This is a genomic window from Pseudocolwellia sp. G5-9, assembly GCF_055808995.1.
Genome location: NZ_CM147893.1, coordinates 2,678,131 through 2,693,599, shown reverse-complemented (window position 1 = coordinate 2,693,599; position 15,469 = coordinate 2,678,131). Strand labels below are relative to the sequence as shown.

Below are 15,469 nucleotides of genomic sequence, written 5' to 3'. Positions count from 1 at the left end.
TAACCCTGAATAATCACATAGGTGACATATGAATACAAATTTTGCACTTTTGGCACGCTTTGAATCTCCTGTGATTGAGCTAAAAGATGTATGCCAAGAATTCTTTGGTATCACGGTTAAAACAGCTAAACAAAAAATCAAAGGTGAAGATTTCCCCGTGCCTACTTTTAGCCTAATTAAGTCAGAGCGTTCACCAGTATTTATAAAAGTAGAAGACTTAGCAAATTATATCGACAAGCAATATGCAGAAGCTAGTCACCAATGGCAACGAGTTAACTTGGCCTAACTATGACAATCAAAGACATTTATTTTCAAGTAGAGCAATGGGGCGATGTGTGTATTCAACACAAAGGCCAAGTGCACCACTTTACAAATCTAATGTCATTAATCTCATTTCTTCAACCTATCTACGGTGAAGACTTCAACTTAATTGAAGTAACAGATGAAAATTGGCAACAACTTTATGAACAAGGGGTGTTTGATGAACAATAAAAAAGCACTTTTTTGTAAAGTTGATGCGTTATCACTTACCTGGTCACCGCAAGAACTTCTCCATATAAAACAACTCGCTAAAGTTGGCGCTTGCATCAAAAAGAGCGACATAGAAGAAATTCAAGGTAATGCACTACTACGTAAACTGTCTAATTTAGAAATAAAAAAGAACATCGACTTAGCTGCGGCTGAAACATTTAACCATGTTGCATATAACGACATTCTAGAAAGCTACAAAGAAACCGCTGAAGGTATTACGCGTGAATACAACGAGCGTAAATTTAAAGGGCTGAGTTCTGAAAGTTTTAGACTAGCAGAAAATGAAGTCGCTGCACGTTACGAACTGCGCCAAATGTTTAAAGGCGAACTCGAAGTCGATACCTCAAAAAAATACGGTGACCGATTAAACAATTTATTAGAGAACATTGGCGTTAACATGCTCGACACACTGTGTTGTGGAGAGTCAGAACGTTTCGTTTGTTTACTTAACAAAGTCTTTTCAAAAAACAACTACATGTGGACCATCAAAAACAATCCATCAGGTCGTTTTAATTACACCTACTCAGCCAATATATTTGCTGAAGGAGAACAAGCGGGTGTTATTTGTTGGGGCGGTAAAAACCTCGGCTGTTACGTGTCATTCATGGGAACGGGCTGTGAAGCCATAGACTTTCAAAGACTGTATCAAGAAATACAGCATATTCCAGAAATCAAAATTACCCGTATCGATTTAGCCTATGACGATTTTTCAGGTACTCGTTCTATTAAATCAGCTAAAAGATTAGCTGAACAAGGCGCTTTTAATTGTGGCGGACGTCCTTCTTCTTACATGTATGTTGAATCAGGCCACTTATGCAAAGCCATGAAACAAACATACAAACGCCAATTTGCATTCGTTCCTGACAAGGGAAGAACCTTATATGTAGGCAGTCGTGAATCTGGAAAACTTCTTCGTGTATATGAAAAAGGCATACAGATGGGGGACCCAAAAGATAAATGGGTTCGCTGGGAACTTGAACTGCATTCAAGTCAACGTGTGATCCCATTAGAAACAATGATTAAACCCAGTGAATTTTTAGCAGGTGCTTATCCAGCCCTTCATTTTTTAAATGAAGAGCAATCAGTCATAAAAACAGTGGTTAAAAAAGCACTTATGACGGTTGAAAAAATCATTGAGAATCAAGTTGTTTCAACGCGTAAAGCTATCAACATGATGCGCCATTTATGCGATATGTCTGACAGTGAAATAGTCGATAAATTTTTAGTTGGTATCAAAAATCCATTGAGCAAGGAAGCTTTCCCTAAACGGCTACTTATACCCATAACAGAACAACAATTTTTAGAACAAACACAATCAATTTAAATGAGAGGTTAATCAAATGGAAACTGGAATTATTTTACGTGGCAAGTTACTAGGCGTTCGACCTACCGTTCGCAAATATACAAATGCTAACGGTGAAGAAAAGACAACTAACTTTACTGAAATAGGTATTGAAACATACGGAAGTGATGGTTACGGCGGTGTTAGACCGTTTGTAAATAACGTTCGTATATCAGCAGAAAAAGAAAAAGATTCTGCCTTTATGAAATCACTTAACGACAATCATTTTGCCATTGTAGAGCTACCCGTTCAGTTAGGTAACTTTCAAAGTATCTATACCGATAGAAACGCCGTTTTATCTGTATTAGAACAATCAAAGGTCGCTTAACGCATGGTTCAAATAGTCGTTATTCATAACAAACCAATGAACATAACAGAGCGCGTTTTAGACAATGTGGCTTTTGAATGTACCTCATGTAACTGGGTTGGTTTTCCTGAATTTCTGGCTATTTTGAACGATTTTTCATGTTGCCCTATATGCCATGAATATGATGTACGGGTTAAAGATAAATTACTGAGTATTACGTCATGAACGGATTTAAATTAATTCAATTTAGGGCGTTGTATTTTTTAATCATTATCTTTCTTTTGCTCGTTATTTCGCAAACCGCAAATGCAGCATTTTGTGCAAGAGAACTTAACGATGGGACAGTGGGATTAACAAGCACTTCAGTAGAGCAATGTACTGGAATGATAATACTCACAAAGCCCGATTTTGAAGCATTAATTGGCGGGGCAAGCGCCTCGTCTGGAAATTTGGAAGTAACTCTCAATAAGCTTTTTGCTTTTGATGCAGAGTTATTTGCAATAGTTGAATTAGCGCTAATTATGGCTTTTTTAACGTCACACTTTGGCGGACGTATTGTTCGCTGGTTCGGTAAATCTTAATTTAAAATCATTCCTGAAGGGGAAATTATTATGTCAAAAACTATCAATATGATTAAAAAAGGTCGCACTTTTGTTGCCTCAGCAGTTACTACTGCTCTTGTTTCTGGTGGTGCTTTTGCGGCTGATTATACAACTGAAATTGCAACGGCTTCGACTGAAGGTTCAGCAAACGTAACAGCGGTAATTTTAGCGGTTATCGGTATAGCAATTCTTGGTTTTGGTGTTAACGCCTTAACGGGCTGGTTTAAAAAGTAATGGTGACAACTATATTTTTAGCTTGTGCGTTGTATTACGCAATGTTCGAGGGATTCACATCGGGTATTAGAGCCTCGTAATATAGTTGTTATCAAAATAGGGGGCTTTTTAAGCCTCCTTTTTTTTAAGGTTTTTCCTATGAAATCATTAATTTTTATTATTATCTTTTTTACCGCTTCATTTTCTAGTTATGCGGCTTTTAGTGTAAGAAGTGGTCTTCAACCTCAAATCCCTACAGGGGCAACTTGTACTGATTTTGAATCATGTGCAGGTTTATTTCATAACTTAGATGGTTATGTGTTAACGGGGGAATTTCAAATAAGTTATCCAGATTTAGTTAAAGCGACGTATCGTCGACCTAATGGAGATTTAAGGGTTTTCTCTGCTTCTTTTAATATATCTTCTGATTGTTATATGTCTTCAGAGATAGGTATGGTTTGTGGTTTAGATTGCAACTCTTCTGATTCTTGTCTTGCTTTTGCTTCTCAGGGATGCCCCTCTGGATATGTCAGTCAATTTGAGTTTACCAATGTTGCTAATTGGGTCCATTCCTGCGGTAGCTTTGAAGATACGGGGTCTATTTCTGATATCAGTCAGTTACCTGATGAAGCAATATTAACATCTACCTTGAAAGGTGATAGGGGGTTACAAGGACAAGCGGGTCAAGATGGTGCTGATGGAAAAGACGGTATTGATGGAATCGATGGTGAAGATGGAGAAAACGGTACTAATGGTACTGATGGTACTGATGGTGTAAATGGGACTGATGGTTTGAATGGTCTCAATGGCGCTAATGGAATAAATGGAAAAGACGGTGTTGATGGAACAAATGGAACCAATGGTGTTGATGGAACAGATGGAATAAATGGTGTCGATGGAATTAATGGCACAGATGGAAAAGACGGTAAAGATGGTGTTGTTGATCCCCTTGTTCTTCAACAAGTGCAGTCTAATGAAAATAACATTTCAGATTTATTTGATGATCTTTCTTTTTTAGACCAATCCATGAATATGGTTGTTAATGATGTGGTTCGTAACAATCAGGAGATAAGTTTATTAACTCAGGATAACACGTTACAGGACCAACAAATTTCAATGTTAGAGGTTGCTATACAGGCCGTTGATACTTCAGACGGTGTAGATGGGACAGATGGAATTGACGGAGTTGATGGAAAAGATGGTGTTGATGGCGTTGACGGAAAAGACGGTGTAGATGGGGCAGATGGAGAAGGTTGTTATACAACAACATCAACCAGTCACGTAACACAAGTTATTTGCGGTGAATCTAGTAGCTCGATTGAAAATGGCCGTGATGGTGTAGACGGTAAAGATGGGGCTGTTGGTGTTAATGGACAAGATGGCTCTGTGTTGAATCTGCAAGCGGTTGCTGACTCTATTAATGACGGTTTTGGTTATATTAAATCACCTTATAATTTTTCTTCGAGTGTTTCTAATTCTGAAGCTTATAACGGCTTCTTTACTGCTGAATCGATTTTAAACAATGATATAGCGGTCGGTAATTATAAAGAGCTTATTAAACGTGAAAACTCAACTTTTCATGACGTTATAAAAGGGAAATTTACGTTTAATGCTTCTTCTAGCGGTTATGAGTCTCGTAATCTTGATTTAGGTCAATGGGGGCAACATGACATTTCTATTTCGCGTATTACTCAACATTTTGGCGGACTCGCTAATATTATTTATTTTTTAGCATCTTTAATGGCTTTAACGATAGTGCTGTCGGGGATTAAAGTATGAGATTAATCATTGTAGTTTGTTGTCTTTTTTCGTTTTCTGTATTGGCTCAAGAGGTTACAAGCGGCTCAGTTGATGGCCTGTCAGGCTTCTTTACGTTTGTCTCGAATATCCTTGCCGATATTAATAATTTTATCTTTGTAACAATACCTGAGCTTATAAATAACTTCTTTGTTTGGGTGACTTCGTTTTACTTAAAACTTCAGTTTTTTGCTATGTATGAATCTTTGAAGTTCTCTCATGAGGTCGCGTTAACTTTTTTAAGCATGATAGATATTTCATCTTTTATTAATAGCGCGATTTCTGCATTGCCTCAGGATATGAAACAACTGGCCGTTGATTTACGATTTTTTGAAGCATTAACCTTAGTAGTTGAAGCTTGGGTTACACGACTTGTTTACTCGGGGTTTAACTAATGGCGACTAAAATATTTCATGGTGCTCCAGGTTCTTATAAATCATCAACGGCCATGTGGTTTGAAATAGTACCGGCTTTACGTGCTGGCCGTGTTGTTGTTACCAATTTACAAGGTATAAAAACACTTGAGGTTATACAAAAGGAATTAGATGAGATTTTTCCTAATACCGCTAGATTATTACGTATCTCAATAGGTAATGATTTAGGTATGACGTTAATGCGTAATTTTTATCATTGGTTACCGATTGGGGCGTTAATTTTCTTAGATGAAATACAAGACATCTATCCAAACGATAAATCGTTCAAAGCATCAGATTATGATTATGTTCAGGAAGGGGCTTTTGATGAGCATTTACCAAATGAATTTAAAGAGATATACCACCAAGAACAAAGGGCCATAAAAGGTTCTATTAACATTGAAGACTATCTTGATGATATAGGCGAATCCCTTTTTGATGAACGTGATTATTTACGTTATCCAAGAACATTACGTGAATGTTTTATGCGTCACCGTCATTACAACTGGGATATTTTAATCGCTACGCCTGATATTAAAGAGGTGTCTACGTTTGTTCGCTCTGTGTGCGAAGTGGCTTATGCGCATGTGAGCAAAGATGCAATGCCGTTACCGTACTTTAAACGACGACCTAGAATACTAGAGCATTCACCAAAATCTAACGGTATTACGGTTGGAAAAAACGATATAACTTCATATAAAAAGGTTCCTCTCGATGTCTTTAAACTTTATAAATCAACCGCAACTGGAAAAAGCACTAAGTCTGGCGCTGGTCAATCGCCTTTTACGAGTACTGTTATATTCGGCTTTATTGCTGTTCTCGCCGTTTTTGTTTATCTATTTTATTTTATACTCGATAAAACAAGCGCTGACGCTCCTAAAGAGACTCTTAAAAATTCATCTGTTCAAGAGGTCAAAGATAAGAAAGCGTTATCGAAAGTACCTGAGAGTCAAAAGCAAGTTGCTAAATCTGGTAAAGAAGTTCCTGATAAACGTGATCCTATTTCTTTCCGTCATGATAGTTTTGAGACTATGTTTACGTCTAGCCGTTCTTTAATAAAGCATTTCGGTGTTACTTCTATTTATGTGAATGGCATTAGTACCGTTATATATGACCATAATAGGGTAGAGCGTGATTATGTATTTACTATGTATTCAGGTGAGCAACAATTTACGGTTGATTCTGATTTCTTTAAAAAGATGGGATATAAGATTTTTTATAAAAGTGAATGTCTCTTAGAGCTTCGGTACGAGTCTGTAAGTAACTATATTTTTTGTGAACCTAATAAGATTGAAACACATGATGATGGGCTTCAACAGACTGCTGCACCTAATGTAAGTTTGATTTAAATAATAAAGTCAAAGTAAACCAGCGCGAGAGCACTGAGGCGGAGGGCGAAGCCTGAGCAACGACAACGAAAGCGAGCAAGCGGTTTACCGTCTGCTCGTTTTTTTTATACCTATTAATAAGATTAAATAGAGAACAATCGCAGCTTTAACGATTTCTCTTCGTCGTTAAAGAACGTTGTTGAACAAACGAAGTGCGTTAGTAAGTCTTTGATTTTAATAGGCCCCCGTTTAGTAATACGGGGGTAAAGGTTTTATTTAGACTCACTTTTTTTTATTTTTATATCGAGTATATATGATAGAACCAATGCTAGTAGGGTAAGTAATATACCTACCGTTGGTAATGCGTAAGCTAATAAGCCTCCTAAAACAGAAATTATTACTATTCCTGCAGCTACTATCATTTTTACTTTTGACTTTATTTTGTTGTCTGCGAGGTGGAGAAAATAAGATAGTTCGTAGAAAGTAAATAACAGGCACATTAAATTTATAAATACTATTAGTAGTACATATAAAGTTGGATTTATAAAAATTAAGAATTTTGGTATTTCAAGTGTAAGGTTACCTAGGTCTTTAAAATAAAGTATACACCATGCAAGGTGTGCTATAACTAATGTAGAAGATGCTATTAGAAATGTTACGCTTCTAATTACTAGTAATATTTGTATGCATTTTTTATTTTTTTCTGTAGATTTTTCCATTTATTATCCTTTTAATGGTAGTGAAGGTTTTAGTGTAACCTTTTTTGTTATTTAAATTTATAATGTAGCTTATGCGGAAATAATTGAGTATAAACTTGCCATAAAACATTCAAATTTCTGTGGCCAGTAACTTGGGCTACTTCTTCGATGGAGTAGCCTTGTTCAAATAAACGACTTGCACCTTCTCGCCTTAAATCATGATACCTTAAATCTTCTATACCTAATTCATTTCTTACACGTTGAAATCCAGCGGTGACGCTTCTTGAATTGTACGGAAATATTAATTCATTTGCTTTATTTTGCTTTATTACTATATCGAATGAACCACCAAGCAAAGGTGCGATCATATGATTACCTTCTTTCTTCCTTGGATCTTTTCTATCACGAACAATAATTGTTTTATGTTCTTCGTTTAAATCTACCCATTTTAATTTACATACTTCACCAATACGCATACAAGTTAATATACTAAATTCTAAAATGTCTAAGTATGGGATTCTTACATTACCGTTAGGTTTTTGATTTTGTCTAAGCGCTAAACCTTCTTTAAGTTTGTCTAGTTCTATAAGTGTAGGTCGTCTAGTTCGTCGGTCACTCTTACCGATTAATCCCATATCAATTAGAGTAGGTATAGCTTCATTGAATATAATTTCGTTAGCATCAATATCAAATACTGGCTGTGCTTTTTTCATAACTGCACGTAAATAACAAACATCATGATAAATTGTTGCTGGTTTGGCTCCTGCATTCAGTCGTAACTTACAATGTTGTATTAAATCACTAGTTTTTAGTCTGTTACTTTGAATCTTTGCTATTTCACAATCTCTTAGCATTTGAATAACGTATCGTTTTGTTCGTCCTGTTTTATCCCATAAATGAATATCTTCAATATAGAGATCAAGTAACGTACTTAATGACACTGTTTTTCTAATACCTAGTTCATTATTTTCAATTTCTTCTATACGTCTCTTACCATAAGTACGCGCTAATTCTTTTTTACGGAATGTTTTTGATTCTCGGTGTATAATCGCGCTGTTTTTTTTAACTACAATCGCACAACGATAACTAAAGTCGCCGTTTACTTTAGCTCTTTTTGTAATTGTAAATGAGGCCATCTCTAATCCTACTTTTTATGGTGTACATATGGTGTACTGTATATTGAAACTCAGGGTAATTGAAGGTAATTCATGTTTATTTATACAGTATTTGTTTAAGGTGTTTTTAAGTGTCTAGCCCAGCAAACCCAACAAAACCAGTTAATTCAATAAGTCATCGTTTATCTGTTGCACCCATGCTCGATTGGACTGATCGTCACTGCCGTTATTTTTATCGTGTTATGTCAAAACATACGGTTTTGTATACCGAAATGGTGACTACTGGGGCGATTATCTTCGGAAAAGGTGACTACCTTTCGTATAACGATGCGGAACACCCTGTTGTGCTACAGTTGGGTGGTAGCGATCCTAAAGCTATGGTTGAGTGTGCTATTAAAGCTGAGCAGTTAGGTTACGATGAAATTAACATTAACGTAGGTTGTCCGTCAGACCGTGTTCAAAATGGCCGTTTTGGTGCCTGTTTAATGGGAGAACCTGCTTTAGTTGCTGAGTGTGTTTCAAGCATGCAAGCTCAAGTAAACATTCCTGTTACGGTTAAATCTCGTATTGGTATTGACGATCAAGACAGTTACGAGTTTTTGCATCAATTTATTGATACGGTTTCGCAAGCGGGATGCGAGCATTTTATTATTCATGCCCGTAAAGCTTGGTTAAGTGGTTTAAGCCCTAAACAAAATAGAGATGTACCGCCATTAGATTACGAGCGTGTCTATCAAATTAAGTCTGACTTTTCTAACGTAGCCATTTCTATTAATGGCGGTATTAAGTCGTTAGAAGAAGCTCAAACTCATTTAGAACATGTTGATGGCGTTATGATCGGGCGCGAAATTTATCAATCGCCTTATTTTTTGAGTAATGTAGATCAAACGCTATGGCAATCTCAAACACCTATATTGAGCAGACTTGAAGTACTCGAAAATATGGCTGAGTATATAGACCGTTATGTTGCTGAAGGTGGTAGAGCATGGCATGTAATTCGACATATGTTGGGGTTATGTAACGGTTTACCGGGGGCTAGGCAGTTTAGGCGTCATTTAAGTGATTGTTCGGGTAAGCAAGGAGCTGATAGTAAATCGTTGTTTGAAGCTTATTCCTATGTGTCTATTGATAGTGATGTGGGTAACTAATTTTTATTCGTGATGTTGTTTATACCCGTTACCATTCAAGATGCTCTGAAATACGCGTCTTGAGTGATAACGGGTATATATGAGGCTGCAATTATTGTGGCCTTTTTTGTTTTTACCTTCCTTTTTTAAATTACTTTAGTCTCTCCCTTTTATGATTTTACTCTGTGGTCAATTTAACTAATTTTATGGTTATTTTAACTAAAAAATAATTTTAGACATAATATGTCTTTATGGTTTGTGTTTTGATTTTTTAAATAAATCTTTAATAAATAGTTGGTTATGTGTTTTTTGTAAGTTGGCACATACCTTGTAATAACACTTTGTAGTAATAACGAAGCGCAACGCAATGTGTTGTGGTTTTAGCTAATTATTTAATGCATATTTATACAATAGGAGATAAAAGCATGGGTTTATTTACAAGGTTTACCGATATTATTAATGCAAATATTAATAGCATGTTAGATAAGGCTGAAGATCCAGAAAAAATGATCAAACTTATCATTCAAGAAATGGACGAAACTTTAGGTGAAGTTCGAGCAAATGCGGCAAAATATATTGCAGAGAAAAAAGTAGTTCAACGTAACATTATTACTGTTGAAAAAAGTATCGCTGGTTGGAATAACAAAGCTGAAATTGCGATTCAAAAAGACCGAGAAGATTTAGCCAAATTAGCTTTGAAAGAAAAACATAAAGCGACTGAGCAATTAACTCATTTAACGGATGATATGGCTAAATTAGATGAGTTTTTGCTGGCGGTGCAAGATGATGGTAATCGCTTACAAGAAAAACTAACTGAAGCCAAACGTAAGCAACAGTCTTATGTGTTACGTCAGCAGTCTGCAGAAGTGAGGTTAAAAGTTCGTACACAAGCTGTTGTACACAATATTGATGAAGCCATTACACGTTTTGAACGCTTCCAACAAAAAATAGATCGCGTTGAAGCACAAGTAGAAGCCTACGATTTATCTCAACCTAAAAACTTAGAAAGCGAGTTCAGAGAACTAGAAGCACAAGCTCGCATAGAAGATGAATTAGATCAACTTAAAAAGAAGGTAGTTAACGGCTAAAACTGAACTTGATTTAAAGGAAGCTTGTGATGTTTGGGAATATGTTTTTTGTTATTTGTTTTGGTCCTGCAATGATCTTTTTTATAAGTGCAGGGCTGATGTATACGTTTAACAAGGTGATCGGCTTACGTTAAGTGGCCTGTAGGAGATAATAATGAAATACGAACAAGAATATTTAATTAAAAGAACACTTTATAAAGATAACGTACATAAAAAATTGTCAGGTGTATGTGGTGGTTTAGCAAGATACTATGGTTTGCCTCGCTTTGGTGTGCGGTTAGCCGCGGTTGTTTCTATGTTTGTTTTTCCTGTGGTAGTGGGTGTTGCTTATGTTGTAGCGGCGTTACTTATTCCTAATCGTTAAGCTATTAATAGTTAAGTTATGCTTTTATTGAAATTAGGGAGTTTGTCATGTCTTTTTTTAAATCACTATTATTAGCTATCGTTGCCACATTATTTTTAACTTATGTGCTGGGTACTAGTCTTGTAGAGTTGCTCGATGTCGATATTTATATGCACGATAAATTAATAGAACCTATACAAGCGATAAGTGTATCTGCATTAGTTATTGTTTTATTAGTTGTAGCAGCTTTAGCTATTATTTTGAGTGTTTTTGGAACCATTATATTTATTGTTTTATTAGGGGTAGGTGCTGCTGTAATGTTTATGGTGGGCGTGTTTTGGCCTATTTTATTGGTTGCATTTGTGGTTTGGTTAATGGCAAGAGACAACAAAGGTGATAGAGAAGTACATTCTTAATGTGAGTGGAGATAAGCCATATCATTTAATATGGCCTTTCTTTTTAGTGTTTTAAATAAAGGGCGATTACTTAAAAAATTGTGACAGTATGTTCTTACAATCTTCACTTTTCATAAGTCGTTTAAATTCATCACCTTCTTCTATTATTGCGTTTTCTAATGAAGAATGTTCTTTTTTGATGAGCCTTTTACTGGTTAAAACCGCATCGGTAGGTAAGGCTGAAATAGCATGTGCAGCTTCTTGAGCTAAAGAAAGTAATACTTGTGGATCACATATTTCATTAATTAGGCCGTAATCATAAGCTTGTTCAGCGTTAAATGTTTTACCTAAAACCAGTAATTCAAATGCACGTACATGACCAATTTTAGCTGGCAGCAATGAACTTGAACCCGCTTCAGGACATAAACCTAATTGGGTGAAAGGAAGCTTGAATTTACTATTGTTAGCCGCAAATACCATGTCACAATGTAGTAACAAGGTTGTACCAATACCCACAGCATGGCCTGCCACAGCAGCAATTAAAGGTTTGTTCAGTGCATTTAAAGCCGCTATAAAATCAAGGGCAGCAAAATCATCGGGGTGTTCTAAAAAGTCTTGTAAATCGTTGCCAGCGCAAAAGCAGTTTTCATCTCCTTGTATTACTACACAATGAATACTCTTTGTTGTATTTGAATGAGATAACGCTGTAGCAAGTTGGCGATACATGTTAGAGGTTAATGCATTTTTTTTGTCGAAACGATTCATTGTAATAGTTAAAATATTACGGTTTTCGTTCGTTATAATTAAGTTATCCATTTTGTTCTAGCTTAGTAAAAATTAGAGTACAATAACCTTAGTATTTTATATGGAAAATGTATACCTGAAATACAGAGGTGTATATTCAATAATCATTATTTAACCAGTGTATACTCTATTTTTAGTGGTATATCGTTATGATTCATCACCAGTATCAGGAGCTGTTCATGATAACCAAGTTTTCTAGCAAAACGTTTATAGCGTTGTTTTTAGGTGTTGCTTTCGTTTTATATTTATTAGGGGTGTACTGGAGTTTTGAACCAGATACTTTTGACATTAAAGAAGAAGTAACCAAAGCAGCTAAAGCTGAAAACGTTGCACCGGTCGTAGGTTATACAACCACAACTGCTTTAATTAAAGTAACAGAAACCTTATTAACAAAACCTGGTGGTTACTTATCAAACGATGCACTTCCGCCATCAGTATTTTTAGACAATATTCCGTCTTGGGAGTTTGGTGCATTAGAAATGGTACGTGATATGGCGTTAGTTATGCGCCAAGAGTTTAGTCGCTCTCAATCTCAATCTATTGAAAATGAATATTTGAAAGTCGCTCAACCACAATTTAATATAGACAGCAAAAGTTGGGCTATGCCAAGTGCAGAAGGCGAGTACGGTAAAGCATTGGTTGAGTTATATAAATATCGTACAGCATTAACTGAAGTAAATAGTCAGTCAGCTCAATTTTATGCAAGAGCAGATAACTTGCGCGATTGGATAAGTGAAGTAACCAAGCGTTTAGGCAGTTATTCACAACGTTTAAGTGCAAGTGTTGGCCGTGAGCAAGTAAATGTTGATTTAGCCGGAGATAGTGTAGCGCAACAGTCAACTTTTTCAGCGTCTAATGTTGAATTAAAAACAAGTTGGTGGACGATTGATAATGAATTTTACGAAGCTCGAGGTGCTTGTTGGGCACTACTTCATTTTTTAAAAGCGGTAGAAATTGATTTTAACGATGTGCTCGAAAAGAAAAATGCTCGTGTTAGTTTACAACAAATAATAAGAGAATTAGAGGCTAGCCAAGAAGCTATTTGGAGCCCTATGGTATTAAACGGTAGTGGCTTTGGTGTTTTAGCTAATCACTCATTAGTTATGGCTAACTACATTTCTCGAGCGAATGCTGCACTCATTGATTTAAACGATTTATTAAGCCAAGGATAATAAGGGATAACATGAAAAAAATACTTTTAGCGACAGCTATTTCTGCTGTGCTATCAACGTCAGCTCAAGCAGATACATTATTAGGTTTATACGTTGGTGGGCAAATTTGGGCAACCGAAGCATCAGGTACTTTTGGTGATAATGATAATAGCCAAGCAGATTTTAATTTAGCTGATCAAGAACAAGGCAGTTTTTATGCTGCTTTTGAACATCCATTACCACTTATACCCAATATTAAAATAGCTCGTACAACCCTTGATACTGATGGTGCTACAACATTATCTAACTTTGAGTTTCAAGATGTAAATTATAATGGCGAAGTAAGTACTACGTTTGATTTAACCTATACAGATTACACGCTATATTATGAAATATTTGATAATGATTTAATCTCTATTGATTTTGGTTTAACTGGCCGAGACTTTGATACCGATATTGTATTAAGCCAAGGTTCAAGTTCATCTAGGTTAGGTGCGTCAGGTATTGTTCCAATGCTTTATGCATACACTAATGTTGGTTTACCTTGGACGGGATTTAACGTGTTTGGTGAAGGTAACTTTTTGTCTTTTGATGACAACTCTCTTTACGATTTTCAAGTCGGTATAAGCTATGAGTTGATAGAAAACTTAGCTGTAGATGTAAACTTAACTTTAGGTTACCGAGCGGTTCAACTTGAAATAGAAGACTTAGACGATTTACATTCAGCGCTTGATTTTAAAGGTGTATTTGCTGGTGCAGTGATACATTTCTAATAATAACTACTAATAAATATAAAAAACGGGCTGGATAATATTCAGCCCGTTTTTGTTTTAATAAATGCAAATTAATGACTTTGTTGCTCATCACTTAAAAACAAGGCTAATTTTTTTTCATCAAAATCGTAAGTGGTTCGGCAGTAATCACAGGTCATCGATACTTTGCCTTGCTCTTCAATAATACTTTTAAGCTCTACTGGTTCAACTTGAGCAATAGCATTTAAGCATTTTTCTTCTGAGCAAGTGCACTTATATGTAACCGCTTGTGGTTCAAATAATCTTACGTTTTCTTGATGATATAAACGATACAATAAATCTTCGGCATTGAGTGTAAATATTTCTTCAGACTTAATCGTATTGGTTAGCTGGCATAAATGTTCGAAATCAGCTAATTGATTTTCTTTGGTGTCAGCATCAGGTAATAGCTGAACTAAGCTACCAGCAATCTGTTTATTGACTTCGTCGATAAATAACCAGATTTTTGTTGGTATTTGTTCAGACACTTCAAAATAATGAGCTAAACACTCCGCTAAAGTATCTTTTTCTAAAGCAACCACACCTTGATAAGGTTCACCATCAGTAGGGCGAATGGTAATTACCATCGTACCTTTACCAATAAGTTCTTTTAGGCCTGATCCTGTAGCGTCGTCGAACGAGCGAGCAATTGCGCGCATTTCTTGATTATGATTACCGTTTACTGCTAAGTAACCAACGGGGCCATTGCCTTGCAGTTGAACGGCTATTTCTCCATCAAATTTTAAGGTGGCCGTTAGTAAACAAGTCGCAGCAACAAGCTCACCTAATAACTCACTTACACCTTTTGGATAGTCGTGGAGGGCAACAATGTCTTGATATGTTTTACTTAGTTGCACAAGTTCGCCACGAACATGCATGTCATCAAATAAGTAACGATTTAGAACATCTGCATTTATGGTCATTGTTTATATCCTCTCTTTAAATTCTCTTAACTTACGGCGCTGCTTTTTATCTGGCTTAGTATCGCTGGCAGGACTTAATAAAATACCTTGTTGTCGAGCTAAGCTATTTTTTTCTCTTACTTCTATACTTTCTTTCGTTTCGTTATAGAGGGTTTGAGCAAAAGTTGCGTCTTTTCTTGTTTCTGCAATAGCAATAACGAGTACTTCTTTTTCTTCATGGCCTTGTCTTACTCTAATAATATCACCAATATTTACGGCTTTACTCGATTTTGTTCTTTGGCCGTTATAGAAAACCTTACCACCATCAATCATTTGTTTAGCTATTGCTCGTGTTTTATAAAATCGGGCTGCCCACAGCCATTTATCTAATCGAGCGGATAAATTTTCTTGTGTTTTATTATTTTTATTCATAATAATATAGACCCCCTATTTTTAATGCGCGCAAGGTATCATAACGCTAATTTTTTCGCTACTTTTTGCGTATTGAACACCTTATTTTGT

21 protein-coding genes are annotated in these 15,469 nt (G+C 35.9%); 16 read left to right on the top strand and 5 right to left on the bottom strand.

What is annotated here, in order from left to right:
- Positions 1–28 precede the first annotated feature (28 nt).
- The 10 genes from AC0L5Q_RS11585 to AC0L5Q_RS11540 all read left to right on the top strand — a co-directional run bounded on the left by AC0L5Q_RS11585 (position 29) and on the right by AC0L5Q_RS11540 (position 6,554).
- Positions 29–286 carry a pyocin activator PrtN family protein gene (locus tag AC0L5Q_RS11585; protein WP_473608224.1) on the top strand — a complete coding sequence of 86 codons (258 nt, stop codon included), beginning with the start codon at positions 29–31 and terminating at the stop codon, positions 284–286.
- 2 nt (positions 287–288) lie between these two features.
- The gene (locus tag AC0L5Q_RS11580; protein WP_473608220.1) at positions 289–492 is read left to right on the top strand and encodes a hypothetical protein; all 204 of its coding nucleotides are present in this window, start codon (positions 289–291) and stop codon (positions 490–492) included.
- Positions 482–1,855, top strand: coding sequence for a replication initiation factor domain-containing protein (locus tag AC0L5Q_RS11575; RefSeq protein ID WP_473608217.1), 1,374 nt, complete (start codon positions 482–484; stop codon positions 1,853–1,855). The genes AC0L5Q_RS11580 and AC0L5Q_RS11575 overlap by 11 nt, the downstream gene beginning before the upstream one ends.
- 16 nt (positions 1,856–1,871) lie before the next feature.
- A complete protein-coding gene (locus AC0L5Q_RS11570; RefSeq protein WP_473608214.1) occupies positions 1,872–2,201 on the top strand; it encodes a DNA-binding protein in 330 nt (109 codons plus the stop codon).
- 3 nt (positions 2,202–2,204) lie between these two features.
- Complete coding sequence (locus tag AC0L5Q_RS11565) at positions 2,205–2,405, top strand: hypothetical protein (RefSeq protein ID WP_473608210.1); 201 nt, start codon at positions 2,205–2,207, stop codon at positions 2,403–2,405.
- On the top strand, positions 2,402–2,761 hold the full coding sequence (locus AC0L5Q_RS11560) for a hypothetical protein (protein ID WP_473608206.1): 360 nt from the start codon (positions 2,402–2,404) through the stop codon (positions 2,759–2,761). The genes AC0L5Q_RS11565 and AC0L5Q_RS11560 overlap by 4 nt, the downstream gene beginning before the upstream one ends.
- A gap of 30 nt (positions 2,762–2,791) precedes the next feature.
- The gene (locus AC0L5Q_RS11555) at positions 2,792–3,016 is read left to right on the top strand and encodes a hypothetical protein (protein WP_473608203.1); all 225 of its coding nucleotides are present in this window, start codon (positions 2,792–2,794) and stop codon (positions 3,014–3,016) included.
- Between the two features lie 138 nt (positions 3,017–3,154).
- Complete coding sequence (locus AC0L5Q_RS11550; RefSeq protein WP_473608198.1) at positions 3,155–4,774, top strand: hypothetical protein; 1,620 nt, start codon at positions 3,155–3,157, stop codon at positions 4,772–4,774.
- On the top strand, positions 4,771–5,187 hold the full coding sequence (locus AC0L5Q_RS11545) for a DUF2523 family protein (RefSeq protein ID WP_473608195.1): 417 nt from the start codon (positions 4,771–4,773) through the stop codon (positions 5,185–5,187). Before AC0L5Q_RS11550 ends, AC0L5Q_RS11545 begins: the two co-directional genes overlap by 4 nt.
- Entirely contained in the window at positions 5,187–6,554 is a 1,368-nt protein-coding gene (locus tag AC0L5Q_RS11540) for a zonular occludens toxin family protein (protein ID WP_473608192.1), read from the top strand. Before AC0L5Q_RS11545 ends, AC0L5Q_RS11540 begins: the two co-directional genes overlap by 1 nt.
- Positions 6,555–6,805: 251 nt before the next feature.
- Here the strand turns inward: AC0L5Q_RS11540 and AC0L5Q_RS11535 are convergent, their stop codons facing one another.
- Complete coding sequence (locus AC0L5Q_RS11535; RefSeq protein ID WP_473608188.1) at positions 6,806–7,252, bottom strand: hypothetical protein; 447 nt, start codon at positions 7,250–7,252, stop codon at positions 6,806–6,808.
- Positions 7,253–7,299: 47 nt separating this feature from the next.
- Complete coding sequence (locus AC0L5Q_RS11530; RefSeq protein WP_473608184.1) at positions 7,300–8,367, bottom strand: tyrosine-type recombinase/integrase; 1,068 nt, start codon at positions 8,365–8,367, stop codon at positions 7,300–7,302.
- 110 nt (positions 8,368–8,477) lie between these two features.
- On the opposite strand from AC0L5Q_RS11530, the gene dusA reads away from it, so the two are divergent.
- The 4 genes from dusA to AC0L5Q_RS11510 all read left to right on the top strand — a co-directional run bounded on the left by dusA (position 8,478) and on the right by AC0L5Q_RS11510 (position 11,320).
- Complete coding sequence (gene dusA / locus AC0L5Q_RS11525) at positions 8,478–9,494, top strand: tRNA dihydrouridine(20/20a) synthase DusA (RefSeq protein ID WP_473608180.1); 1,017 nt, start codon at positions 8,478–8,480, stop codon at positions 9,492–9,494.
- 404 nt (positions 9,495–9,898) lie between these two features.
- Positions 9,899–10,561: a phage shock protein PspA gene (gene pspA, locus AC0L5Q_RS11520; protein ID WP_473608176.1), complete on the top strand. Its 663-nt coding sequence runs from the start codon at positions 9,899–9,901 to the stop codon at positions 10,559–10,561.
- Between the two features lie 154 nt (positions 10,562–10,715).
- A complete protein-coding gene (locus tag AC0L5Q_RS11515) occupies positions 10,716–10,925 on the top strand; it encodes a PspC domain-containing protein (RefSeq protein ID WP_077342524.1) in 210 nt (69 codons plus the stop codon).
- Positions 10,926–10,972: 47 nt separating this feature from the next.
- Positions 10,973–11,320, top strand: coding sequence for a hypothetical protein (locus AC0L5Q_RS11510; protein ID WP_473608170.1), 348 nt, complete (start codon positions 10,973–10,975; stop codon positions 11,318–11,320).
- Between the two features lie 66 nt (positions 11,321–11,386).
- Here AC0L5Q_RS11510 and AC0L5Q_RS11505 read toward each other — a convergent pair whose 3' ends face one another.
- On the bottom strand, positions 11,387–12,115 hold the full coding sequence (locus tag AC0L5Q_RS11505) for an enoyl-CoA hydratase-related protein (RefSeq protein ID WP_473608165.1): 729 nt from the start codon (positions 12,113–12,115) through the stop codon (positions 11,387–11,389).
- A gap of 167 nt (positions 12,116–12,282) precedes the next feature.
- Here AC0L5Q_RS11505 and AC0L5Q_RS11500 point away from each other — a divergent pair, with 167 nt between their 5' ends.
- Together AC0L5Q_RS11500 and AC0L5Q_RS11495 are read left to right on the top strand one after the other, a co-directional pair.
- Positions 12,283–13,275, top strand: a complete 993-nt coding sequence (locus AC0L5Q_RS11500) for a DUF2333 family protein (RefSeq protein WP_473608162.1) — start codon at positions 12,283–12,285, stop codon at positions 13,273–13,275.
- 11 nt (positions 13,276–13,286) lie between these two features.
- Positions 13,287–14,027 carry a TIGR04219 family outer membrane beta-barrel protein gene (locus AC0L5Q_RS11495; RefSeq protein ID WP_077342532.1) on the top strand — a complete coding sequence of 247 codons (741 nt, stop codon included), beginning with the start codon at positions 13,287–13,289 and terminating at the stop codon, positions 14,025–14,027.
- 71 nt (positions 14,028–14,098) lie between these two features.
- On the opposite strand, the gene hslO is transcribed toward AC0L5Q_RS11495, so the two are convergent.
- Both hslO and hslR read right to left on the bottom strand, forming a co-directional pair.
- Complete coding sequence (gene hslO, locus AC0L5Q_RS11490; RefSeq protein WP_473608155.1) at positions 14,099–14,968, bottom strand: Hsp33 family molecular chaperone HslO; 870 nt, start codon at positions 14,966–14,968, stop codon at positions 14,099–14,101.
- A gap of 3 nt (positions 14,969–14,971) precedes the next feature.
- Positions 14,972–15,379: a ribosome-associated heat shock protein Hsp15 gene (gene hslR / locus AC0L5Q_RS11485; protein WP_473608151.1), complete on the bottom strand. Its 408-nt coding sequence runs from the start codon at positions 15,377–15,379 to the stop codon at positions 14,972–14,974.
- Positions 15,380–15,469 lie beyond the last annotated feature (90 nt).

Excerpts from the sequence above, each read along its gene's own strand:
- pspA (WP_473608176.1), top strand. The coding sequence starts at position 9,899 with ATGGGTTTATTTACAAGGTTTACCGATATTATTAATGCAAATATTAAT.
- AC0L5Q_RS11545 (WP_473608195.1), top strand. The coding sequence starts at position 4,771 with ATGAGATTAATCATTGTAGTTTGTTGTCTTTTTTCGTTTTCTGTATTG.
- hslO (WP_473608155.1), bottom strand. The coding sequence starts at position 14,968 with ATGACCATAAATGCAGATGTTCTAAATCGTTACTTATTTGATGACATG.
- AC0L5Q_RS11505 (WP_473608165.1), bottom strand. The coding sequence starts at position 12,115 with ATGGATAACTTAATTATAACGAACGAAAACCGTAATATTTTAACTATT.
- AC0L5Q_RS11540 (WP_473608192.1), top strand. The coding sequence starts at position 5,187 with ATGGCGACTAAAATATTTCATGGTGCTCCAGGTTCTTATAAATCATCA.
- AC0L5Q_RS11585 (WP_473608224.1), top strand. The coding sequence starts at position 29 with ATGAATACAAATTTTGCACTTTTGGCACGCTTTGAATCTCCTGTGATT.
- AC0L5Q_RS11560 (WP_473608206.1), top strand. The coding sequence starts at position 2,402 with ATGAACGGATTTAAATTAATTCAATTTAGGGCGTTGTATTTTTTAATC.
- AC0L5Q_RS11555 (WP_473608203.1), top strand. The coding sequence starts at position 2,792 with ATGTCAAAAACTATCAATATGATTAAAAAAGGTCGCACTTTTGTTGCC.
- AC0L5Q_RS11530 (WP_473608184.1), bottom strand. The coding sequence starts at position 8,367 with ATGGCCTCATTTACAATTACAAAAAGAGCTAAAGTAAACGGCGACTTT.
- AC0L5Q_RS11575 (WP_473608217.1), top strand. The coding sequence starts at position 482 with ATGAACAATAAAAAAGCACTTTTTTGTAAAGTTGATGCGTTATCACTT.
- AC0L5Q_RS11580 (WP_473608220.1), top strand. The coding sequence starts at position 289 with ATGACAATCAAAGACATTTATTTTCAAGTAGAGCAATGGGGCGATGTG.
- hslR (WP_473608151.1), bottom strand. The coding sequence starts at position 15,379 with ATGAATAAAAATAATAAAACACAAGAAAATTTATCCGCTCGATTAGAT.
- AC0L5Q_RS11495 (WP_077342532.1), top strand. The coding sequence starts at position 13,287 with ATGAAAAAAATACTTTTAGCGACAGCTATTTCTGCTGTGCTATCAACG.
- AC0L5Q_RS11550 (WP_473608198.1), top strand. The coding sequence starts at position 3,155 with ATGAAATCATTAATTTTTATTATTATCTTTTTTACCGCTTCATTTTCT.
- AC0L5Q_RS11515 (WP_077342524.1), top strand. The coding sequence starts at position 10,716 with ATGAAATACGAACAAGAATATTTAATTAAAAGAACACTTTATAAAGAT.
- AC0L5Q_RS11510 (WP_473608170.1), top strand. The coding sequence starts at position 10,973 with ATGTCTTTTTTTAAATCACTATTATTAGCTATCGTTGCCACATTATTT.
- AC0L5Q_RS11565 (WP_473608210.1), top strand. The coding sequence starts at position 2,205 with ATGGTTCAAATAGTCGTTATTCATAACAAACCAATGAACATAACAGAG.
- AC0L5Q_RS11570 (WP_473608214.1), top strand. The coding sequence starts at position 1,872 with ATGGAAACTGGAATTATTTTACGTGGCAAGTTACTAGGCGTTCGACCT.
- AC0L5Q_RS11535 (WP_473608188.1), bottom strand. The coding sequence starts at position 7,252 with ATGGAAAAATCTACAGAAAAAAATAAAAAATGCATACAAATATTACTA.
- AC0L5Q_RS11500 (WP_473608162.1), top strand. The coding sequence starts at position 12,283 with ATGATAACCAAGTTTTCTAGCAAAACGTTTATAGCGTTGTTTTTAGGT.